Origin of the sequence: Caldinitratiruptor microaerophilus, assembly GCF_025999835.1 — a bacterium.
In the GTDB taxonomy this organism is placed as follows: Bacteria; Bacillota; Sulfobacillia; order Symbiobacteriales; family ZC4RG38; genus Caldinitratiruptor; species Caldinitratiruptor microaerophilus.
Genome location: NZ_AP025628.1, coordinates 2,268,459 through 2,289,653, shown reverse-complemented (window position 1 = coordinate 2,289,653; position 21,195 = coordinate 2,268,459). Strand labels below are relative to the sequence as shown.

28 protein-coding genes and 1 pseudogene are annotated in these 21,195 nt (G+C 68.8%); 22 read left to right on the top strand and 7 right to left on the bottom strand.

Going from position 1 to position 21,195, the window contains the following annotated elements; all coding sequences use genetic code 11:
- Positions 1-63: 63 nt before the first annotated feature.
- From caldi_RS11105 to caldi_RS17810, 7 genes are all read right to left on the bottom strand, one after another.
- Positions 64-804 (bottom strand): ABC transporter ATP-binding protein, encoded by a 741-nt coding sequence (locus caldi_RS11105; protein ID WP_264841833.1) that lies wholly within the window; start codon positions 802-804, stop codon positions 64-66.
- Positions 801-1,580 carry an ABC transporter permease gene (locus caldi_RS11100; protein WP_264841832.1) on the bottom strand — a complete coding sequence of 260 codons (780 nt, stop codon included), beginning with the start codon at positions 1,578-1,580 and terminating at the stop codon, positions 801-803. Before caldi_RS11100 ends, caldi_RS11105 begins: the two co-directional genes overlap by 4 nt.
- 32 nt (positions 1,581-1,612) lie before the next feature.
- On the bottom strand, positions 1,613-2,707 hold the full coding sequence (locus caldi_RS11095) for an ABC transporter substrate-binding protein (RefSeq protein ID WP_264841831.1): 1,095 nt from the start codon (positions 2,705-2,707) through the stop codon (positions 1,613-1,615).
- Between the two features lie 35 nt (positions 2,708-2,742).
- Positions 2,743-3,666: a cysteine synthase A gene (gene cysK, locus caldi_RS11090; RefSeq protein WP_264841830.1), complete on the bottom strand. Its 924-nt coding sequence runs from the start codon at positions 3,664-3,666 to the stop codon at positions 2,743-2,745.
- Positions 3,667-3,872: 206 nt separating this feature from the next.
- Positions 3,873-4,151 carry a hypothetical protein gene (locus tag caldi_RS11085; protein ID WP_264841829.1) on the bottom strand — a complete coding sequence of 93 codons (279 nt, stop codon included), beginning with the start codon at positions 4,149-4,151 and terminating at the stop codon, positions 3,873-3,875.
- Between the two features lie 316 nt (positions 4,152-4,467).
- Complete coding sequence (locus caldi_RS11080) at positions 4,468-4,695, bottom strand: cyclic nucleotide-binding domain-containing protein (protein ID WP_264841828.1); 228 nt, start codon at positions 4,693-4,695, stop codon at positions 4,468-4,470.
- An 81-nt stretch (positions 4,696-4,776) separates the two neighbouring features.
- Positions 4,777-4,983: an SHOCT domain-containing protein gene (locus tag caldi_RS17810; protein WP_406568084.1), complete on the bottom strand. Its 207-nt coding sequence runs from the start codon at positions 4,981-4,983 to the stop codon at positions 4,777-4,779.
- Between the two features lie 207 nt (positions 4,984-5,190).
- Between caldi_RS17810 and caldi_RS11075 the strand changes: the two genes are divergently transcribed.
- From caldi_RS11075 to caldi_RS10970, 22 genes and pseudogenes are all read left to right on the top strand, one after another.
- Positions 5,191-5,700, top strand: coding sequence for a hypothetical protein (locus caldi_RS11075; protein WP_264841827.1), 510 nt, complete (start codon positions 5,191-5,193; stop codon positions 5,698-5,700).
- A 20-nt stretch (positions 5,701-5,720) separates the two neighbouring features.
- A complete protein-coding gene (locus tag caldi_RS11070) occupies positions 5,721-6,215 on the top strand; it encodes a hypothetical protein (RefSeq protein WP_264841826.1) in 495 nt (164 codons plus the stop codon).
- Positions 6,208-7,269 carry a cytochrome b N-terminal domain-containing protein gene (locus tag caldi_RS11065; protein WP_264841825.1) on the top strand — a complete coding sequence of 354 codons (1,062 nt, stop codon included), beginning with the start codon at positions 6,208-6,210 and terminating at the stop codon, positions 7,267-7,269. Before caldi_RS11070 ends, caldi_RS11065 begins: the two co-directional genes overlap by 8 nt.
- Positions 7,270-7,617: 348 nt before the next feature.
- Positions 7,618-8,100: a cupredoxin domain-containing protein gene (locus caldi_RS11060; protein WP_264841824.1), complete on the top strand. Its 483-nt coding sequence runs from the start codon at positions 7,618-7,620 to the stop codon at positions 8,098-8,100.
- A 243-nt stretch (positions 8,101-8,343) separates the two neighbouring features.
- Positions 8,344-8,469, top strand: a complete 126-nt coding sequence (locus caldi_RS11055; RefSeq protein WP_264841823.1) for a hypothetical protein — start codon at positions 8,344-8,346, stop codon at positions 8,467-8,469.
- A gap of 88 nt (positions 8,470-8,557) precedes the next feature.
- On the top strand, positions 8,558-8,857 hold the full coding sequence (locus caldi_RS11050) for a metal-sensing transcriptional repressor (RefSeq protein WP_264841822.1): 300 nt from the start codon (positions 8,558-8,560) through the stop codon (positions 8,855-8,857).
- A 74-nt stretch (positions 8,858-8,931) separates the two neighbouring features.
- Positions 8,932-11,496, top strand: a complete 2,565-nt coding sequence (locus caldi_RS11045; RefSeq protein WP_454464615.1) for a heavy metal translocating P-type ATPase — start codon at positions 8,932-8,934, stop codon at positions 11,494-11,496.
- A 33-nt stretch (positions 11,497-11,529) separates the two neighbouring features.
- Positions 11,530-11,745, top strand: a complete 216-nt coding sequence (locus caldi_RS11040) for a hypothetical protein (RefSeq protein WP_264841820.1) — start codon at positions 11,530-11,532, stop codon at positions 11,743-11,745.
- A 122-nt stretch (positions 11,746-11,867) separates the two neighbouring features.
- Positions 11,868-13,052: a geranylgeranyl reductase family protein gene (locus caldi_RS11035; protein WP_264841819.1), complete on the top strand. Its 1,185-nt coding sequence runs from the start codon at positions 11,868-11,870 to the stop codon at positions 13,050-13,052.
- A 6-nt stretch (positions 13,053-13,058) separates the two neighbouring features.
- Complete coding sequence (locus tag caldi_RS11030) at positions 13,059-13,313, top strand: hypothetical protein (protein ID WP_264841818.1); 255 nt, start codon at positions 13,059-13,061, stop codon at positions 13,311-13,313.
- 18 nt (positions 13,314-13,331) lie between these two features.
- The gene (locus caldi_RS11025; protein ID WP_264841817.1) at positions 13,332-13,802 is read left to right on the top strand and encodes a cupredoxin domain-containing protein; all 471 of its coding nucleotides are present in this window, start codon (positions 13,332-13,334) and stop codon (positions 13,800-13,802) included.
- Positions 13,803-14,540, top strand: a complete 738-nt coding sequence (locus caldi_RS11020) for a cytochrome c biogenesis CcdA family protein (protein ID WP_264841816.1) — start codon at positions 13,803-13,805, stop codon at positions 14,538-14,540.
- Positions 14,541-14,660: 120 nt separating this feature from the next.
- Positions 14,661-14,960, top strand: coding sequence for a metal-sensitive transcriptional regulator (locus tag caldi_RS11015; protein WP_264841815.1), 300 nt, complete (start codon positions 14,661-14,663; stop codon positions 14,958-14,960).
- Positions 14,961-14,990: 30 nt separating this feature from the next.
- Positions 14,991-15,536: a heavy-metal-associated domain-containing protein gene (locus caldi_RS17805; protein ID WP_406568083.1), complete on the top strand. Its 546-nt coding sequence runs from the start codon at positions 14,991-14,993 to the stop codon at positions 15,534-15,536.
- Positions 15,527-16,018 (top strand): annotated as a pseudogene (locus caldi_RS11005) (HAD-IC family P-type ATPase); the annotation flags it as partial. The gene caldi_RS17805 and the pseudogene caldi_RS11005, both read left to right, overlap by 10 nt.
- 371 nt (positions 16,019-16,389) lie before the next feature.
- Positions 16,390-16,587 (top strand): YHS domain-containing protein, encoded by a 198-nt coding sequence (locus caldi_RS11000; protein ID WP_264841814.1) that lies wholly within the window; start codon positions 16,390-16,392, stop codon positions 16,585-16,587.
- A 72-nt stretch (positions 16,588-16,659) separates the two neighbouring features.
- Entirely contained in the window at positions 16,660-17,184 is a 525-nt protein-coding gene (locus caldi_RS10995) for a QcrA and Rieske domain-containing protein (protein ID WP_264841813.1), read from the top strand.
- 108 nt (positions 17,185-17,292) lie between these two features.
- The gene (locus caldi_RS10990; protein WP_264841812.1) at positions 17,293-17,499 is read left to right on the top strand and encodes a YHS domain-containing protein; all 207 of its coding nucleotides are present in this window, start codon (positions 17,293-17,295) and stop codon (positions 17,497-17,499) included.
- A 148-nt stretch (positions 17,500-17,647) separates the two neighbouring features.
- Positions 17,648-18,178: a TlpA family protein disulfide reductase gene (locus caldi_RS10985; RefSeq protein ID WP_264841811.1), complete on the top strand. Its 531-nt coding sequence runs from the start codon at positions 17,648-17,650 to the stop codon at positions 18,176-18,178.
- Positions 18,179-18,182: 4 nt separating this feature from the next.
- Positions 18,183-18,638, top strand: a complete 456-nt coding sequence (locus caldi_RS10980) for a cytochrome c maturation protein CcmE (RefSeq protein WP_264841810.1) — start codon at positions 18,183-18,185, stop codon at positions 18,636-18,638.
- A complete protein-coding gene (locus caldi_RS10975; RefSeq protein ID WP_264841809.1) occupies positions 18,638-20,671 on the top strand; it encodes a heme lyase CcmF/NrfE family subunit in 2,034 nt (677 codons plus the stop codon). Before caldi_RS10980 ends, caldi_RS10975 begins: the two co-directional genes overlap by 1 nt.
- A gap of 5 nt (positions 20,672-20,676) precedes the next feature.
- On the top strand, positions 20,677-21,195 hold the full coding sequence (locus tag caldi_RS10970; RefSeq protein ID WP_264841808.1) for a cytochrome c-type biogenesis protein: 519 nt from the start codon (positions 20,677-20,679) through the stop codon (positions 21,193-21,195).

Here is a 21,195-nt window from a genome sequence, read left to right as displayed (position 1 = left end):
AACGGGGGCGGGCGCCAGGCGCGCCGGCCCGCACATGGCCTTCCCCAGCCGGCGTGCCCGTCCTCAGGCCGCGATCTGGAGCAACCCCAGGACTTCTTCCCTCAGGCGCACCATCCGGGCGTCGGTCCGGCTGCGCGGCCGCGGCAGCTCCACCTCGATCTGCCGCAGGACGCGCCCTGGCCGAGGGCTCATGACGAAGAGCCGGTCGGCCAGGTAAATCGCTTCCTCGATGTCGTGGGTGACCATCAGCATCGTCTTGCCCGAGCCTTGCCAGAGCCGGAGCAGCTCGTTTTGCATGGTCAGCCGGGTCATGGCGTCCAGGGCCCCGTAGGGCTCGTCCAGGAGCAGCACCTCGGGGTCCATCACGAGCGCGCGGGCGATGGCGGCTCGTTGCCGCATGCCGCCGGACAGCTGGTGCGGGTAGTACCGCTCGAAGCCGCCAAGACCCACCCGGGCCAGCACGTCGGCCACGCGAGCGGCCCGGTCGGCCGGGCGGACGCCGGCCAGCTCCAGCCCGAAGGCCACGTTCCCGGCGACGGTCCGCCACGGGTAGAGCGCATGCTCCTGAAAGATCAGGATGCGGTCCGGCCCCGGTCCGGTGACCGGCTTCCCGTCCTTGAGCACCCGGCCCGCATCCGGGCGCTCGAGGCCCGCGAGCATCCGCAGGATGGTGCTCTTGCCGCACCCCGACGGACCGACGATCACGCCGAACTGCCCCTCGGCGACCTGCAGGTTCACGTCCGTGAGGACCTGCAGGTCGCCGAACCGCTTGCTGACCCCTTCCAGGGCGATTCCTCCGGTCATGCGGCATCTCCCCCGGCTCCGTTCCGCCAGTGCAGGAGGCGACGCTTCAGCTGCTCGAGCACGAGCGAGTCGATGGCGGCCGCCGCGGCCCCCACCACCACGATGCCGACGAGGACCCCGGCCATGTCGGCGACTTCGCCCGCGTAGCTGATCGACCAACCCAGACCGCTGCTCACGCCCGCCACCATCTCGCCGGCGATCAGCGACCGCCACGCGTTGCCGAACGCCACCTGCGCCCCGGTGATCACCGCCGGCAGCGTCTCCGGGGCGTAGACCTTGGTGAGGAGTTGCCAGCGGGAGGCGCCCATCACCCGGGCGACCTCGACGTGCGTGCGGCTGACCCCCTCGGTCCCGTTCAAGACGGCGAGCGCCATCGGGAAGAAGCTGGCGATGGTGATTACGATGATCACGGGGGCGTTGCCGAAGCCGAGCAGGATGAGGAGGAACGGGACCCACGTGATGGGCGGCACCGACTGCAGGATCGAGATGAGGCCGCGCAGGTAGAGCGCCAAGGGCCGGAAAAGCCCGCCCGCCAGCCCGAGCGCCGCTCCGAGCAGGCAGGCGAGCGGGTAGCCGATCCCCAGACGGAGGAAGCTGTCCCGGATCCCGCCCAGGAACGTGGGGTCGCCCAAGAGCCGCACGGCCCGCGCCGCCGTCTGGGGAATTGACGGGAGCAGGAAGCTCGGCAAGAAGAGGGCGGCGATCTGCCAGATCAGGAGGAGGGTGGCGATCGCCGCCACGTAGGCCAGCTTGTCGCGCCAGGGCCGTCGGGTCATCCTGGATACCCCTCGCATGGAGCGCGGCCGTGCTAGACCTTCTTCTCGGCCCGCTGTTGCCATGAGAGGTCGAGGATCGTCTTCACGTCGATCTTCCGCTCGAGGAGGCCCTGGCTCACCATGATGTCGACGATCTCCTCCATCCGCCGGATGTCCTGGTCCGAGATCTCCCACCGGAAGGTCTGCGTCTCGATGGCCTTGCGCACGAGGTCGACCGCCTTCACGCTCCCGCTGGGACCCCGGACTTCTTCGTCCTGCACGAAGCGCTTGACGAGGTAGCGGGCGGCTTCATCGGGCTGCGTCTCGAGCATCGCGATGGCGTCCTTCTGAGCGTCCAGTAGCCGGTCGACCGCCTCACGGTCCGTGGCAAGCTGCTTCCCGGACGTGATCACCACCATGCAGGGGAACGGCCACACCTTGCCGATCTCGTAGATCACGTCCACGTTGCCCGTCGCCCTGGCGATCTGCTCGTAGGGCTCGAAGACGAGGGCGGCGTCCACCTGGCCTGCCGCGAGGGACTGGATCGCTGCCGCGGGCTCCACGTACACCATCTGGACGTCTTGACGGCTCAGCCCGGCCTGCCGGAACACGACGCCGTTGAGGACGATGTCGGCCGTGCTCCCCTGCTTCTGGGAGGCCAGCCGCTTCCCCTTGAGGTCCTGGACGGTCTTGATGCCGCTGTCCTTGCGGACCACGAGGGAGTGGTACCCTACCTGGGCGCCACCCACCACCTTGAGGTCGGCGCCCTTCGCCGCCCAGGTGACGGCGTTGGTGAAGCCGAGCACGCCGGCCTGCAGCTGGCCGCCGACGATGGCCTTGATCAGGTCCGTGCCGCTTTCGAACAGGACCAGTTCGACGTCCAGGCCGTACTTCTCGTACAGCCCGGCATCCTTGGCCAGCATGGCCGGTGCATCGTCCATCACGTTCAGGTAGCCGATCTTGAGCGAGCGGCGCGGCCCGGGCACCGGGGCGCCGGCTCCGCTACCCTGGGCGGAAGCGCTGCCTCCGGCAGGTCCTGGACCCGAAGCCCCCCCGGAGGTCCGGGCACCGCCGCAGGCGGTCAACACGAGCATCACGAGCACGAGCACGAGCGACACGGGTAGGAGTCGCCGGCGTAGCCGTCGCATCGTCGCCATCCTCCTTGGGACGGGAACCGGGTCGCTTACTCGAAGAGGTCGGACGACAGGTAGCGCTCGCCGCTGTCCGGGGCCATGGCCAGCACCCGCTGGCCGGGGGCCATCTCCCGTGCTGCCAGGAGGGCCACGTGTACCGCCGCCGCCCCCGAGGCCCCCAGCAAAATGCCCTCCGTACGCGCCAGGCGGCGGGCCATGGTCTGGGCTTCTTCATCCGTAACGTGGCAGATCCGGTCGAAGATGCTCCGGTTCAGGATCGGCGGGATGAACCCCGGCCCCGTGCCCGGGATCTTGTGCGGCCCCGGCTTGCCTCCGGCGAGCACCGGGGAGGAGGCGGGCTCCACGACGTAGATCCGGAGGTCGGGCAGGTGCTGCTTGAGCACCTCGCCGGCGCCGGTCACGGTGCCCCCCGTGCCGGCCGTGAGGACGAAGAGGTCCAGGCGCCCCTCCATCTGCTCCAGGATCTCCAGCGCCGTGGTGCGACGGTGGGCGTCCGGATTCGCCGGGTTCTCGAACTGCTGCGGGATGAAGGCACCCGGAATCTCGGCCGCCAGCGCCTTGGCCCGGTCGATGGCGCCCTGCATCAGCTCCCTGGCCGGCGTCAGGTGCACCTCCGCTCCGTAGGCCCTCAGGATCTTTACCCGCTCCTGTGTCGCGCTGTCCGGCATCGTGATGATGCAGCGGTAGCCACGGGCCGCGCACACCATGGCCAGGCCGATGCCGGTGTTCCCGGACGTGGGCTCGATGATGGTGCTGTAACCGGGGCGGATGAGGCCTGCCGCCTCCGCCGCGAGGATCATGTTGAGCGCCGGACGGTCCTTCACGCTCCCGCCGGGGTTGCGCGACTCGAGCTTCACCCACACCTCGGCGCCCCCCGGGTCCGGCAGGCGGTTGAGCCGCACCACCGGTGTGTTCCCGATGAGGTCGAGGATGGAGTGGTAACGGTGGGCCATGCTTTCCCTCCGGTTGCCCGCTGTTGCAGTGTGTAACCATGGCATTCCGATATGCTTTACGACGATCCTAGCCGAACCCCGACGGGATGTCAACGGAAACCCGGGCCGGCGGGCGTGTGAAGGTTGCGGAGCAACGCCGGTCCGCTCGATACCCGGGGGCCTGGACCAGGCCGCCTCCGTGTTACCGCTGTTACTCCCCGTATACGTCAGAAGATGTCGCGCTCACGGAACACCCGCCGTTTCCAGGTATCGATGTTGGGCACGGCGTAGGGCAGGACCCGCAGGCTGTAGTACGGCGGCAGGATCGGGATCCCCAACATGTCGCCGAGCGTGACGAACATGAACACGTGCTCGAAGTGCATCCGGGTTCGGAGGGCAGCGCTCACTTCATCGTGTGACACCATCCCGTACAGGACACTCTTCAGGATGGTGCCCAGCCCGGCCTTCTTCTCTCTGTCGTCGCCGTTTTTCTTCCTGCCGAACAAGGGGACCACCTCGATCCTTGCGAAGATCGCTTGGCGGAACTCCTGCCGGCCTGGCGGGAGGCCAAGCCGGCAGGAGTTCCGCAGGATCGCTTGTTCCGATCGAGATCAGCCGCGCCTGCTGACCTTGATGGCATCGGCCAGGAACCAGGCCGGGTGGGCCTCGGCCACCCGGCCCAAGGGTCGCGCAGGCTGGGTGGAGGCAAGAACAGCGGATCTCGCTTCACCGGACGGAGCCCGTACAAACCACTGGGCTCGTAAAACAGGCTCCTTACAACTTCCGATGTTATGTAAGTTTGGAAAGATCGTAGTCGAACCTCTACAGCATGTCAACCGAGACAGGCCGGATGATCACCCGTCCCCTTTCCACCCAGAAGAGTCCCGGAGAAGGTTCCCCCTCGAGGAAGATGGTCTCCTTCGCCCGGTAGAGACGCCGGACCGTCTGCCCGTGAAGAGCTTTCAACCGGTCCGGACCGAGGTCGCGAAAATAGGCGATGCGCTGTAACATCTGGATCGCCCCGAGTTCATCGGGTCTGGCGGTGATCACGGCGTTGCTCCTCCCTTCTTCCTCCACTTAGGCGATGTCAATGATGCGGGCAAGGCGCAGGTCGGAACCTGCGCCTTGCCCTCAGCCCTTCAGAACGGCCTCCAGCTTCTGGTACTCCTCCAGCGTGATCTCGCCCCGGGCCAGGCGTCGTTTCAGGATGATCAGGGGATCTTCGCCCCCGGCACCTGCCGCGTCCGGTTCCCGGGATGGAACCGGTTGACCGTGTCCGTGGCGTCCTCTGTACCAGCCCCGGTTCCAGCCATGTGCGCCGTGACCGCCGCAGCCCATGGCGCAACCCCCTTATCGGGCTTTTTCCACCACTGTACCACCGAATTGTGCAGGAACTGTGGAGGTCCTGTGAAGGCTTCCCGTGTGGGGTGTCGCCCATCCGGGTGACGCGCCGTCACCCGGCTTGGCGGCCGGATGTCGCCCGTTCGCGGAATTCCGCCTCCGGACGAGCGCCGCTTAGCATGGGAGCCAGGGAGGGATAAACCCGTGCGCAAGACGACCCTCATGACCGGCCTCTTCATCGTCGCCGCGGTCGCCCTCGCAGCCGGGTGCGGCAATACCCGGACGGATGGTGCCGCGCCGAAGGCCGGCTCTCAGGCTACGCCGGCCCCGGCAGGAGCGCCGCAGGCCCCGTCCGCTCCGAACTCCTCGCCGCCGACTGCTCCGGTCGAGCAGGCCCAGGGCGGCGCGCGCAAACCGGTCGGACAGGCAGAGGAGCAGGCACGCGCGGCGTGGGCGTTGCTGGACCAGATTGACGAGTTGGTCGGGCAAGGCAAGGCGGCCGAGGCAGCCGATCTCGGAGAGAAACTGGATGAACTCTTTGATGCCTACGCCCAGAATGTCCCTGACGCAGCCCTGCGCGAGCGGGTGGAGGACTCTGTGCACGCCCTTGGGCGGGCGCTGAGGCGGGGTCCCGAGAAGGCTCCGGAACTCGTACGGCAAGTGCGGGAAGGTCTGAAGGAAAGCGCCCGGGCGATGGGGTTCACGCTGCCGTGAACGCTGAGGGGGGAGAACAGATGATGAAGCGCTGGCTCGCGGGGCTGGCTCTGGCCGCCGCACTGGTCCTCATCGGCGTGCCGGTCCTGGCCCACGGGGGCGGAGAGGAAGAAAACCTGCCTGCCCCCCTGCTCGCACGCCAGGCGCTGGCCTACCTGCAGCAGGCGGACACGTACGACGTGTACCGGGTGCGGGCCAAGGAAAAGGTCGAGGACGCACTCAACGCCAAAGACAGCGGAGGCATCCGGTACGAGCCACTGGAGCAGGCGATCGTGGCCCTTCGGGAGCGGCGCCTCGACGACGCCAGGGCTCTGATCCGGTCTGCCCTCCCGGCTCCGGTGGACCATGAGCAGGTACCGTTCTACGATGTCCCACTGGAGCCCCGCTTCGGGGGCACGGCGTCGGAATGGGCGTTGGTCGTGGCCGGGCTTGTGGCCGTGGTCGCCGGCGGGTGGATTGCCAGCGAAGACCGGGCCAGGAGCCACGTGCTCGGGGAGGTGACGCGGGATGTCTGAGGCGGCAGATACCCGGAAGGGGTTCTGGGCCGCGCTGGACGAGCGGTTCGGCCTCAGCGAGCTGGCCTATCCGGTTCCGCCCCACGCCAACACCCTGGGGTATACCCTGGGCGGGATCACCGTGGTGGGTATGATCATCATGGTGGCCACCGGTATCCTGCTGGCCCAGTGGTTCGATCCGATGCCGGAGGCCGCAAACGCCAGCGTACGCTTCATGATGACCGAAGTGCCGCTTGCCCGGGTGGTGCGGGGGATCCACTTCTGGACCGCGCAGGCGGTCCTGGTGACGGCGGGCCTGCACCTCGCGCGGGTGTTCATCACCGGCAGCTACCGCCGGCCGCGCGAGGGCAACTGGCTCGTGGGGCTGGGGCTTCTGGGCCTCACCGCGCTGCTCTACTTCACCGGCACGGTCCTCAAGTACGATCAGGAAGGCTTTGAGGCGCTGGCGCACAACACCGGGGTTGCCGAACTCCTGGGCGGGCTCGGCGCATGGTTCTCGCCGACCCTGGCCAGGAACGTTCCCATGTTGCCGCGCCTCTACATTGCCCACGTCAGCATCTTGCCGCTACTTCTCTTCGTCCTGCTGGGCATCCACGTACTCCTGATCAAGAAGCACGGCATCTCGCCCCTGCCGCCGGAATGGCGTCCAGGTGGGTACGCGGCCGCTCAGCCGCATACGCACACGTTCACCGACCACCTGCGCAAACTCCTCGGGTACGGGCTCGTGTACCTCGGCACCGTCACCGTGCTGGCGGTGGTGTTACCCCCCGCCGTCGGCCCGAGCCCCGTGGAGGGAATCGAGGTTTCCAAGCCGCCGTGGGCCTTCGTCTGGCTGTTCCCCCTGGAGGACCGGTGGGGACTGTGGCCTCTGATCGTGGTCCCGCTACTCCTGTTTGGCTTCCTTGCCCTTGTCCCGTTTCTGGACCGGAGCCGGGACAACAGCCTCAGGAGCCGCCGGTGGCTACTGACCCTGGGCGGCCTCGTCACTGCAGCCGTGCTCGTCCTGCTGATCATGGGCTACCTGGCGGGACCCTCGGAGCACGTGGGGATGTGAGGATCTCATGCGGGCCTTCTGGCTCCTCTTTCTGATGACCACGGTTCTTCTGGGCTGGACGTGGCGCCTTGGGCAGGCGTGGCGGGCCGGAGTGGGGTCCGGGACGTGGCTGGCTCTGACCGTGCCGGCCCTGGTTCTCGCCGGCACGCTTCTCCTGCGTGTCGTGAGGCGGCTCGAAGGGGCGGTGTCCAGTGGCAAGGCGGATCTGCCTGGTGTGCCGCAGCCCGGTCGACCCGGCGGCCGCTCCGCACCTCCGTTATAGGGGGACGGTTTACCAGTTCCGGTGCACGCGCTGTCTCGAGTACTTCCTGGAGGATACGGAACGGTTCCTCAAGCGGGGTGCCGAGGATGATCCGTGCCGGGCGCGCTCCCTCCACCTGTTCCGGCGTGGTCGTGACAGGCGGCGCGCATGACGGGCCGGCGGACCCGCGGCCAACGGCCCGGAGGCGTTTGGGGACGCTCCTCGCCGCTGTTCTGGTGCTCGCCGGTCTCATGGCGTCGAAACCGGCGCTGGTCCCCGGGGACGCACCCGTGACAGCCATGAGGATCCGGGTCGACACGGCCGGGTTTCGGCCCAGCGCATTCCGAGTGCGCGCGGGAAAGCCGGTCGTGCTCACCCTGGCCAACGAGGACAACCCGTTCCGCAGCGGGGGTGGCGGCTACCATCGCTTCGTGATCGAGTCGCTGGGCGTGCGGAAGGTACTGGAACCCCTGAGCACCCAGACCTTCCAGCTGGTGCTGATGGAACCCGGCAGGTACGAGTTTTCTTGTGACGTCGGTCACGGTGGCATGCCCGGCGCGGCGATGCGCGGTGTCCTGATGGCGGAGTAGCCGGTGCTGCCCGGCCATCGCCCATCCGGGTGATGGAGAAGGCGAGCGAGACGTGCCATATTCACCTCCAGAGGTACCTCTACCCCCCACAGGTAGCACTCGCAGTTCCTGTTGTCCTCTGGTTCGTCCCGATTGTACAGGATGGTCCCCGTCTGGACTCGGGCCGGAGAAGGGGTGGAGTCCGGGCAACTGCCCGGCCTCCTTCTCGGACGAACATGGGGTCTCTTGTGGGAGCCAACTGGATTGGAGGGACTATACGTGGAGTTCGTCCTCTTCACCCTCACCCTGCTGGGAACCGCCATGGGGCTTGCGTTCTGGGCTCTTGCCGTCTACCACCTGGTCCGGTTGCGAAATCACCCCTCTGGGTGATGGACGGGCAGCCCCGCACGCCCTACACTGGTGGCAAGACGCTGCATGCTACCCCCTACGGGTAGGGTGTAGTGGGAGGGTGAGCATCGTGAACCCCACCACCAGTCCTCACAAGACACGGCTCGATCCCGAAACCCGGAAGGAACTCCGCCTCGGTCTGCAGCGGATGGTCACTGAGGTACAAGAGCTGCAGCGGATGCTGGACGAGGATCGCTACTGCGTCGAGGTGCTCTTCCAGGTGGAGCGGGCCCGGGAGGTTCTGCGCCTTGTGGGGCGGCTGGCCCTCCGAAGTCACCTGAAGTCCCGCGTCACGGAGGCTGTCCGGAGGCAACAAGGGCCGGCAGTCTGCGAAGAGCTGAAGAGCGCCCTGCTCAAGTTTGCGAGATAGCCTGTCCGCGTTGCCGCTTCTCGCTCGAGTCCGGTGGACCGATCCGCATGTCGACGTCTGAGGAGGTGCCAGCGTTGGCGGTTCGCGAGATCCAGCTGCGGATTCAGGGGATGAGCTGCGCGTCCTGCGTCAGCAAGATCGAGAAGGCACTCCGTAACCTGGATGGGGTTGCCGAAGCCCAGGTGAGCCTGACGGCGGGCCTGGCACACGTTCGGTACGACGAGGACCGCGTCGGAATTCCGGCGTTGGCGCAGGCCGTGTCCGAACTGGGTTACGAGGTGGCCACCGAGGAAGTCACGCTCCATGTTACCGGCATGAGCTGCGCGTCGTGCGTCCACAAGATCGAGAAGGCTGTCGGGGGGCTCAACGGCGTCGTCTCGGTGGCGGTGAGCCTTCCCACCGAAATCGCCAAGGTCCGGTACTTCCCGGGAGTGGTCGAGAAGGCGGATATCAAGAGGACGATCCGGGAACTCGGCTACGACGCGGAAGAGAAACTTTCCGGTCAGGCCCAGATGGACCGGGAGCGGGAGGCGCGCGAGAGGGAGATCCGCCGGCAGGGCCGGTTCATGTGGTTCGCGTGGCCCATCTCGATCCTCGTGATGCTGGGGACCTTCCGGGACTACTGGATCTTCCCGCGATTCGTTCCGGAGTGGCTCGGCAACAATTACGTCCTCGGGCTCCTGACGACCCCCATCGTCTTCGGCCCCGGCTGGCAGTTCTTCGCCAACAGCTGGAACGGGCTGAAGCACGGCGTCACCGACATGAACCTCCTGTACGCCACGGGGATCGGGGCGGCCTACCTGATCGGCGTGATCAACACGCTCTGGCCCGACGCGGGATTCGGCGGGCCTGAGGCCACGTTCTTCGAGTCGGCCGCTCTGCTGACGGCGTTCATCATCCTGGGGCGGTGGCTCGAGGCGCTGACCCGGGGGCGGACGTCCGAGGCCATCCGCCGCCTGATGTCCCTGCAGCCCCGCGTGGCGCGGGTGATCCGGGGTGGCGTCGAGGTGGAGATCCCGGCCGACGAGGTCGAGGTCGGCGACCTCATCCAGGTCCGGCCCGGCGAAGGGATTCCGGTCGACGGAGAGGTCGTCGAGGGCTACTCGGCCGTCGACGAGTCGATGATCACGGGCGAGAGCATCCCCGTCGAGAAGAAGGTCGGCGACACCGTCATCGGTGGCACCATCAACAAGACCGGAGCCTTCCGGTTCCGGGCCACCAAGGTGGGCAAGGAGACGGCGCTGGCCCAGATCATCAAGCTGGTCGAAGATGCCCAGGCGTCCAAGGCCCCGATCCAGAAGGTGGCGGACTGGGTGGCCGGCCACTTCATCCTGGGCGTCCACGTGCTGGCGCTGCTGGTGTTCGGGTTCTGGTTCTTCTTCGGCTTCGAACGCTTCTTCAGCCCGGACAGCCGCTTCATCCTCTCGCCGTACACGCTGGGGGAGATCGGCGTCTTCGGGTTCGCCCTCCTGGAGAGCATCACGGTGCTGGTCATCTCCTGCCCGTGCGCCGTGGGCCTCGCCACGCCGAGCGCCATGATGGCCGGTACGGGCAAGGCGGCCGAGCACGGGATCCTCTTCAAGGGCGCCGAGGCCATCGAGAACACCGCGAAGCTGACCACCATCGTCTTCGACAAGACCGGCACCCTGACCAGGGGCGAGCCTTCGGTCACCGACGTGGTGGCCCTCGCCGGCAACGACGAGTCGACCATCCTCGCCCTGGCGGCCGCAGCCGAGCGCAACTCGGAGCACCCGCTGGGTGAGGCCATCGTCCGGGGCGCCTCGGAGAGGGGGCTGGCGCTGGCCGATGCGGAGGAGTTCGAGGCGATCCCCGGACACGGCATCCGAGCGCGCGTCGCGGGGCGGCACGTGCTGCTGGGCAACCGGAAGCTGATGCGGGAGCAGGACATCGCCCTCGAGGAGGCCCTCCAGCAGGCGGAGGCCCTGGAGGCGCAGGGCAAGACGGTCATGTTCCTCGCGATCGACGGTCGCATGGCCGGCCTGGTCGCCGTGGCGGACACGCTGAAGGACAGCACCGTCGAGGCGATCCGGCGGCTGCACGCCATGGGCCTCGAGACGGCCATGATCACCGGCGACAACCGCCGCACCGCGGAGGCGATCGCCCGCCAGGTCGGGATCCGCACCGTGCTGGCCGAGGTCCTGCCGCAGGACAAGGCGAACGAGGTGCAGAAGCTGCAGGCCCAGGGCAAGCGGGTGGCCATGGTGGGCGACGGCATCAACGACGCCCCTGCGCTCGCACAGGCCGACGTCGGGATCGCGATCGGCAGCGGCACGGACGTGGCGAAGGAGACCGGCCAGGTGATCCTGATCAAGAGTGACCTGCGGGACGTGGTCTCGGCCATCGAGATCGCCCGGGCGACCATGCGCAAGGTCTACCAGAACCTGTTCTGGGCGTTCATCTACAACACGGTCGGGATCCCCGTGGCGGCGGGCCTGCTTTACCCGTGGACCCGCCTCGTGGTGAGCCCCGAGCTGGCCGCCTTCTTCATGGCCATCAGCTCGGTGTCGGTGACCCTGAACACGCTGCTCCTCAAGAACTTCCGGCCGAGCCTGCGGCGGCCCGGCCCCACGAGCCCTGCGGGAGAGCGTGAGATCGCTGCTCCGGCGCATGCTCACTGATCACCCACACAAATCCCGAAGGAGGTGACCGACGTGGGGTGGAGGCAGAAGGCCGCCCTGATCTACGGCGGCATCTCGCTGGGGCTTGCGGCTCTGTTCGTGCTCCTGACGTGGAGTCCGGAGTACACCCCCGTGGCCCGCTGGGGCGGTGCGGTGTGGGTTCTCCTCCTGAGCCTCATCGTCACGATGCCGTTGGTCATCCCGCTGGTGAAGGGAGAGAAGATCGGCAGCCACGGTCACGGCCACTAGCAGCGGCTGCCCGGGCAGCGGTAGCCGGCGGCACGGGCAAAGCGACGGGAACCAGTTGCAGTCGGCCAGGTCTCGAGGGCTGACCGGTGGGTCGCCACCGGCCGCACGGAGGTGAACACGAGGTGCGCGTGATCTACGACGCCGTCGTGGTCGGTGGCGGCCCTGCCGGGACAACCGCAGCCTACATGCTGGCGTCTGCGGGGGCGCGCGTCGCCCTGGTGGAGAAGGAGCAGTACCCCCGGACCAAGGTGTGCGCCGGTGGGGTCACGCCCAGGGCACGGGCCCTTCTCCAGCCGATCCTCGGACCGCGGTGGAATGCCGCTGTCCAATCGGCGGTTCGCAGCGTGGTAGTGTGGGCCCAGGGGCGGTCGCCCTTGCGGTTTTCGGGCGGTGAACCGCTCTGGCACACCGTCTCCCGGGACGTGCTCGATTTCCTGCTGGCGAACGCCGCCGCGGAGGCGGGGGCGGAGGTGGTCACCGGATGGCGGGTGACCGGAGTTGAGTGGGGGGACAGCGTGCTCGAGGTTCGCTCGCCCCGGGGCGTGCTGCTGGCCCGTGCCGTGATCGGCGCCGATGGGGCCCGGGGGGTGGTAGCCCGTTCCCTCCGGATCCGCCCGCAGCCCCGGCGCGCGCCAGCGCTCGAGGCGGAGATACCGGTATCTTCCGCGCCCGGGTGGTCCGGAGAAGAGGCGTGGGTCGACCACGGGGTCGTGCCCATGGGGTACGCGTGGATGTTTCCGAAAGGCGACCGGATCTCGGTGGGCGTGAGCGGCCTGACGACGGGGAACAGGCTCAGGCCCGCGCTCAGGGCCTTTCTTGCCGCACATTCCCTCGACCCGGATGCGGCGACCGTCCGCGGGTGGATGATCCCGGTCTGGTGCAGGAACGAGCGGGTTTCGGCCGGTTCCGTCCTGCTGGTGGGGGACGCCGCCGGACTGGCCGATCCCCTCACCGGCGAGGGCATCTACTACGCCGTCCAGAGCGCTGCGCTGGCTGCTTCCGCGCTTCTCGCCACCGGGCCCGGACCGAATGCCGGGCGGGTGTACGAGGCATCACTCACCGAAACGCTTCGTGGGGACCTGTACTGGGCCATGATCCTGGCCCGGGTGGTCGGGTGGTCGCCGCAGCTGACACAGGAGTGGCTTCAACGGTACCCGGCGGCCTTCGAGTGGTTGCGGGACGTGGCCGCGGGTCATACCTCCTACCGCCAGCTGATCCACCGGATCGGGTCGAGCCGGGTCGCCGACCTGCTGCAGGGCATCGTCGCGGACCGCGGATCCTCCCGTGGTGAGGGCACGAGAGGGTGAGCCCGCATGGAGCGGCAATACCGTGTGCCCATGCTGGCGATGGCCATCTTTCTGTGGCTCTGCACGGTTCCCTTCGTGATCCTCCTGCTGCGGCCGCGCATCGGGTCGGAGGCCACGCTGACCGTTGCGCTGGCCCTGCTCGCCCTGTACGTGGCCGTGTGTGTGGTTCTGTGCCGTACCGGCCATACACACGACTGTTCTTCCGGGGAATCGCGTTCGGTCCTGCAGCCGCGGCGGGACCATGGCCCGGGGCAGTTATGACGACAGGAGGGGTCCGGCTTGCCTGAGCGCCAGCGCCGTAGCGGCAAGAAGCCGGGGACGCCCGCTCGGACCGGAGGCGGCACGGGTGTGAACTCCCGGCGGTGGGTGTTCTGGGCCCTGGTTGCGGTCGCAGTCATTTTGGTCGGGCTTCTGCTGTCGAAACCGGCTCTCCTGGCCTGGGACGCTCCGGAAGGCTCGCTCAGGGTCCGGATCGACATGAGCGGCTTCCAGCCCCGAATCATCCGGGTGCGCGCAGGCCAGCCGGTCCGGATCACGCTCGTGAACCCGGACGACCGCTTCCACACCGACGGAGGCGGGTACCACAACTTCGTGGTGGAAGCCCTGGGCGTGCGGCAGGTCGTGGCACCCCTCAGCACGCAGACCTTCCAGCTCGCGGCGCCCGCACCCGGCCGGTACGAGTTCTACTGCGACATCTGCTGCGGCGGCAAGGACAACCCGGCGATGCGCGGGGTTCTGGTGGTGGAGTGAGTGCACGGGATACCGCTCGGCGCGGCCGATTCCCCCTGGGTCATCCCACTCGCGCTCGGCGCCGGGTTCCTGGACGGCCTGAACCCGTGCGCCATCACGGTTCTGATCCTGTTCGTGGGCGCTCTTCTGACGACGGTGGGGTCCGCCGTGGCGGGGGGCCATGCCCAGGTCGCCCGCCTTCGCATCTGGACCGTGGCCGGCGGTTACATCACCGGGGTCTTCTTGCTCTACCTCCTCCTGGGCCTCGGCTTTCTGCAGTTTGCCTGGCTGGCGCCCCTGTCGCGGGGCCACCTCGCCACCCGGGTGGCGGGGGTCGGCGCGGTGATCCTCGGGCTCGCCATGGCGGCCGAGTACTTCTATCCGGAGGGCCCCGTACGCGTTCGCACCCCCGACAGCCTGCACGGCCTGGTCCGGCGGTGGACCAGGCCTGCGAGCGGCGGAGCCGCATTCGTTGCGGGAGTGCTCATCGGACTCTGCACGATTCCATGCGGTGGAGGACTCTATCTCGCCGTCGGCGGCGTGCTGGCGCTCCTGGAGAACCGGGCGGGGGCGCTGGTCCTTCTGCTGGTCTACAACGTGGGCTTTGTGCTGCCCCTCGTCCTCGTCGTTCTGGCCGCCACGAGTCGGGCTGCGCTCCTCCGGATCTCCCGCTGGCATGTCCGCTCCCGGGAAGCGCTCCGCCTTGCACTGGGCCTGCTGGTCACCGCGACGGGCTTGCTGGCGCTGGCACTGGCCTGAGACCGGCTTCGCGTCGAAATCACCCACCTGGGTGATGGACGGACGGGACCGATCGGCTTAGACTGAACCCAGAACGCGGCAACTACCCCATACGGGTACGGTGTAGCGGAGGTGAGCATGGTGAACCCCGCCACCAGCCCGCACAAGACACGGGTCGACCCCGAGACCCGGAAGGAGATCCGCCACCGCCTGTTGCGGATTGCCGGTCAGGTGCAGGGGCTGCAGCGGATGCTCGACGAGGACCGCTACTGCGTCGACGTCCTGATCCAGGTGGAGGCGGCCCGGGAGGGCCTGCGCCAGGTGGGGAGACTTCTCCTCCGCAGCCACCTGGAAACGTGCGTGACGGACGCCGTCCGCAGGGGGGACGGGCCGGCGGCCTACGACGAGCTGATCGCGATCCTCTACAAGTTCTGCCGGTGACCGCGCGGGCGGCGAGTTCGCGCAGCGGAGGTGGCGATCGTGTCGGAAGCGGCGACGCTGCACCGAGGCGACGTGAAGGGCGGGGTCACCCGCCTGACGTTCGGACTCAAGGGGATGACCTGCGCGTCCTGTGCCAACCGGATCCAGTCCGGGCTCCGGAAGGTACCCGGGGTGCAGGAAGCGGTGGTGAACTTTGCCACCGAGAAGGCGACGGTCACCTTCGATCCGGCCCAGGCGGGGCCGGAGGCCTTCCGCCGGGTCGTCGAGGACCTGGGCTACGGCGTCGTGGACGGCTCCGTGAAGCTGAGCCTGGTCGGGATGACGTGCCAGGCCTGCGCGCAGCGGATCGAGCGCAAGCTGAACCAGCTCCCCGGTGTACTCGAGGCGACGGTGAACTTCGCCGCCGAGACCGCCCTCGTGCGCTACCTTCCCGGGGCCGTCGGCGTGGCCGACATGAAGAAGGCTGTCAAGGATCTGGGGTACGAGGCATTCGCCAAGGACGAAGAAGGCGCCGCCGACGCCGAGAAAGAGGCGCGGGAGCGGGAGATGAAGCGGCAGTGGCGCCTGTCTGGATGATCACGGGCGACAACCGCCGGACCGCGGCGGCCATCGCCCGGCAGGTGGGCATCGACCCGGACAAGGTCATGGCGGAGGTCCTGCCGGAGGACAAGGCCGCCCAGGTGGCCCACCTCAAGGGTACCGGCAAGGTCGTCGGCATGGTGGGCGACGGGATCAACGATGCCCCGGCCCTGGCCGCCGCCGACCTGGGGTTCGCCATCGGCACCGGCACCGACGTGGCGATGGAGACGGCCGGCATCACGCTCATGCGGGGCGACCTGCGGGGCATCGTCGCCGCCATCCGCCTGAGCCGGCAGACCATGCGGAAGATCAAGCAGAACCTGTTCTGGGCGCTGATCTACAACACGCTGGGCATCCCGATCGCCGCCTTCGGGTACCTGGCCCCTGCCATCGCCGGGGCGGCCATGGCCTTCAGCTCGGTATCGGTGGTCACCAATTCGGGCCTGCTCAAGCGGTTCAAGCCCATGCACGGGTTCTGAGCCGCCCGGGCCGGGCGGGCCCCCAGGGACCCCCCGGATCTTCGGGGGCCGCCCGGCTCGTCGGGCCCGTCATTCCGGCCAGGCGCGAAGAGGAGAGGAGCGAGAACCATGGGTTGCTGCGGTGGACATGGCTCTCACGGAGCGCGCACGCGCGGTGTGCACGCCGGGGACGCCGCCCACGCCGGGCACCGTCCGGATCGCCGGAACACGCCGCCGGGGGCGCGGCTGGTCGGCGGGTCCCGGGTCGGGGCCCGGTACGGTGCCGGTGCTGGTGCCGGTGCCGGTGGCGCCTACTGGCTCTGGGGCGGGCTGGCCCTGCTCGGGGCTGTCCTTCTGCTCTGGGTGTTCGCATGAGAAAGGAGGTGATCGGCGTGCTGCGTTGTCCGGTCTGTCATAACCCGGTCGACCCGGGGACGGCGCCGGCGCTCGAGTACAAGGGCCAGGTGTACTTCTTCAAGTGCCACCACTGCCTGGAGCGCTTCACTCGCAACCCCGAAGCGTACCTCTCGGGGGCCGTGGCGGATGCCGACGGCGGGTGCGCGCGGCACGGCAGGCACGGTTGTCACTGAGGCCCGCCTCCAGGTTGCTCTTCGGCGGAGGGATCGCTGGGTGATCCCTCGAGGTGGTGAGGGGTGAGGAGGGTGGACCGGCATAACGAAGCACCCCCGGGAACGGGGAACGCAGCGGGCGGCTCCGGCGGCGTCACGCGGAGGCAACTCCTGCGCCAGGGGATGTACGGCACCATCGGTCTGGTCTTCGCTCAGTCCGCCGTGGGAGCGGGGGTCATGCTCTGGCCCAGGAAGGTGGAAGGGTTCGGGGGCAAGGTGGTGGTCCCGGTCCCGCTGAGCAGCCTGCGCCCGGAGGATCCGCCCCTGGTCGTGCGGCAGGGGAAGTTCTACATCTCCCGCCTGCCCGAGGGGATCATGGCCCTGTACTGGAAGTGCACGCACCTCGGCTGCACGGTGCCGTGGAACGAGGCCGAAGGCCAGTTCCACTGCCCATGCCACGGGTCGGTGTTCACCCGCACCGGGCAGAACATCGCCGGCCCCGCCCCGAGGCCGCTCGACATCATGGCCGTCGAGGTGGACGGCGATCAGATCATCGTGGACACGTCGAAGATCACCCGGCGGCCGGTACACCGGCCCGAACACGTCTACCGTCTCTGACCGCCGGCGTCCTGATTCCGGGAATCCTGGAGGGCGCGAGGCAGACCCCGGCCCCCGGTTCCAGATCACGGAGGTCCGCCTGCGGACATCCGGAAGGAGGCGAACCACTTGGCGAAGGACCTGGTTTGCGGCATGGACGTGGACCCCGGCAAGGCCGCGGCGACGTCGGTGTACGGAGGGCAGACGTACTACTTCTGCTCGCCCGCGTGCAAGAAGGAGTTCGACCGGGATCCCGGCAAGTACGTCGGGGGGGAGCACCACGGTCACGGGCACGGCGGTCACGGACACGGCCACGGCGGGCACCACTGCTGCTGAGTGACCCGGACGGGGTCCCGGGGGACGCGGGCCGCCTGCACCCTGCGGTGCAGGCGGCCCGCATGCTGACCCTACACACTTTCTTCAAACTTAAGTGCTAACCTTGCTCTGACCCCGGGGCGGCCGCGGCCAGAGAAGGGGGAGACGCATGCGCAAGCGGCTGTGGCTCATCTCGGTGCTGGCCCTCACCGCCGTCCTGGCCGTGCTGGGCGCGATCCGGGTGGGTCAGTCGACCCGGGTGGCCGAGGTCGGGAGTCCGGCGCCGGACTTCACGCTCCCCGACCTGGACGGGAACCCCGTGCGGCTGTCCTCGCTGCGGGGGCAGCTCGTGATCCTCAACTTCTGGGCCACGTGGTGCCCCCCTTGCAAGCAGGAGATGCCGGCCTTCCAGCAGCTGCACGAGGAGATGGGAGGCCGGGTCCGCATCGTCGGCGTCGACCGGGCGGAACCCGTGGACACGGTGCGGCGCTTCGTGGACCAGTACGGGATCACCTTCACCATCGTCCTGGATCGGACCGACGAGCTGGCCACGCGTTACGGCCTCACGGGCATCCCGGAGACGTTCTTCCTCGACGCGAACGGCATCATCCGGCTCAAGTACATCGGCCCCATGACCCTGGCCCAGATGCGCGAGTTCGTGCGTCAGGTGGAGGCCGTGGGAGGGTCGCCGGCGAGGTGACAGGATGAGGCGCGCACGCCTCCGGATCGGGTTGGCGTTGGGAGTGGTGGTCGCGGCCACGGCGTACCTGATGGTGACGGGGCTCCGCCAGTCCACCTCGTACTACATGACCGTGGACGAACTGGTCCGGGCCCGCACGCGGTACACCGGGCGCTCCGTGCGGGTGATGGGGAAGATCGTGGGCGAGACCGTGGAGGTGAAGAACCTCGGCACCCGGCTCGAGTTCGAGGTGGCGGGGGATTCCGGCGCGCGCCTGCCCGTGGTCTACGAGGGGATCAAGCCGGACAACATGAACGACGGCTGGGAGGCCATCGTGGAGGGAAGGCTGTCCCCGGACGGCCGGGTCGTCGCGTCCAAGGTCATGATCAAGTGCCCGTCCCGCTACGAGGGAGAACCGGCCCCGCCGGGATACCGGCCGCCGGGCGGTACGGCGGAGGCCGCCGGGAAGGGGACCTCCTGATGGGCACCCTGGGAAGGCTGGCCCTCGCCGGGGCCCTCGTCGCGGCCGTGTTCGGGATCGCGGCGTTCGTGCTGGGGGCGGTGCGGCGGGACGGGCGCTGGGTGGAGGTCGGGCGGAGGGCGCTCTACGGCGTGGCCCTGCTGACGACCGTTGCCTCGGCCGCGCTGCTGTTCCTTCTCGTCACGTCGGACTTCCGGTACGAGTACGTGGCGAACTACACCACGCGCGACCTCGACCTCCTGTACAAGATCGGCGCCTTCTGGGGCGGCAACGCCGGCTCGCTGCTCCTGTGGGTCTGGGTGCTGAGCCTTTTGAGCGCCGCGGCCGTCTCCACTCGTCATCCCGGCGCCGGGCGGCTCCAACCGTGGGTCGGAACGTTCCTGCTGGTGACCGCCGTGTTCTTCCTGACGCTGGTGAACTTCGTCAGCCCGCCGTTCCGCCTGCTGCCTGAGCCGGCTGCGGAGGGACGAGGTCTCAACCCGCTCCTCCAGAATCCGGGGATGATGCTGCATCCCATCTACACGTACCTCGGCTACGTGGGGTTCTCGGTGCCCTACGCGTACGCGATGGCGGCGCTCATCACCGGGGACACGGGCGACGTGTGGCTCCGGGTGACCCGCCGCTGGACGCTCCTGGCGTGGCTGTTCCTCAGCATGGGGATCCTCTACGGGGGCCAGTGGGCGTACGTGGAGCTCGGCTGGGGGGGCTACTGGGCCTGGGATCCGGTCGAGAACTCGTCGCTCATGCCGTGGCTCACCGGGACGGCGTTCCTTCACACCGCGGTGGTCCAGGAGCAGCGGGGCATGCTCAAGGGCTGGAACGTGGTCCTCATCGTCATCACCTTCCTGCTGACGATCTTCGGCACGTTTCTGACCCGGAGCGGCGTGGTCGTCTCCGTCCACGCGTTCGCCAACGGGCCGCTGGGGGCGTTCTTCCTCGGCTTCATCGGGATCATGGCGGTCGTGTCCGTCTACCTGCTCATCGACCGCTCGCGCGTGTACGCCAGCCCGCACGGGATCGAGTCGCTCCTCAGCCGCGAGGCCTCCTTCCTGCTGAACAACCTGCTCCTCCTGGGGATCACCTTCGCCACCCTGTGGGGCACCCTTCTCCCCGTGACGTCGGAGCTGGTCACCGGCATGAAGGTCGGGGTGGGCCCGCCCTTCTTCAACCAGGTGAACGTGCCCCTCGGGCTCGCCCTGGTCCTCCTCATGGGTCTCGGGCCGCTGCTGCCGTGGCGGCGGGCGCAGATGGAAAACCTGGCCCATTCCTACCTCTACCCGGTCGCGTTCGCCACGCTCGCGGCCGCCGTGTTGCTGCTGGCAGGGGTCACCCGCACGGCTCCGCTGGTGGGTTTCACCGTGGCCGCATTTGCGGCCGCCGCGCACGTGCAGGAGTTCATCCGCGGCGTGCAGGCCCGGTGCCAGGTGACCGGCGAGCGCATCCCCGTCGCGCTCGTGCGCCTCATCAGCCGCAACCGGCGGCGTTACGGCGGGTACCTGGTCCACCTCGCCATCGTCGTCATGGTGACCGGCTTCATCGGGTCGAGCGCGTACAGCCAGGAGGCCACCGTGACGCTGCGGCCCGGAGAGCCGTTCGCGATGGGGCGGTACGTGCTCACCCACCGCGGGGTGTGGGCAGCGCGGGAGGACGACCACGTGGAGGTGTTCGCCCGGCTCGGGGTGAGCAAGGACGGCCGGGACATCGGGGTCCTGCGCCCCGAGAAGCAGCTCTTCCGTTACAACGAGCAGCCCACCACGGAGGTCGCCGTCCTGGGCGGCCTGGCTGAGGATCTCTACGTGGTGCTTGGCGGCTGGGACGACACCGGGGCCGCCTCTTACAAGATCTACATCAACCCGCTGGTCGCCTGGGTCTGGATCGGCCAGTACCTGCTCCTGGCCGGGACGCTCGTCGCCCTGTGGCCTGAACCCGAGCGCGTGACCTCCGGCCGGCGGGTGGGTACCCCGGGGACGCTGCCGGCGCCGGCGGAGGCCGGCCCGACCACGGCCCCGGTGACCGGCCTCACGGGGAGGTGACCGCCGTGTCCCGGGTGCGTGCGGCTCTGCTGGCCCTGGCCGCCTCCATCCTCATGGTCCTCGGCGGTGCCCGCCCTGCCGGCGCCGTGCATACGGCCGACCAGGTCCGGGCGGTGGCCAGGCAGATCCGCTGCCCGCTCTGCAAGAACCTGTCCGCCTGGGATTCGGACACCCTGCCCTCGCGGGAGATCGTCGCCGACGTGGAGCGGCGCCTCCACGCCGGCGAGACACCGGAGCAGATCCTGGCGGCGTACGAGGCCCGGTACGGGGCGTGGATCCTCATGTACCCCCCGCGGCGCGGGGTGTTCTGGCTCATGTGGCTGGCTCCGTTCGCCGCGGTCGCCCTTGGCGGGGCCGTCCTGGTCACGCTCCTGCGCCGCTGGCTGCGGGTCTACCCGGGCGGAGCGGACAGCCCCGGCGCGGGAGGCGCTGCGGAGGGGGCCCCGGGCCCTGGCCCCCGGGCCCGCAGGCCGTCCGCACGTTCCCGCGCTCGCGCCGCCGCCGAGTGGCTGGAGTTCTTCTGA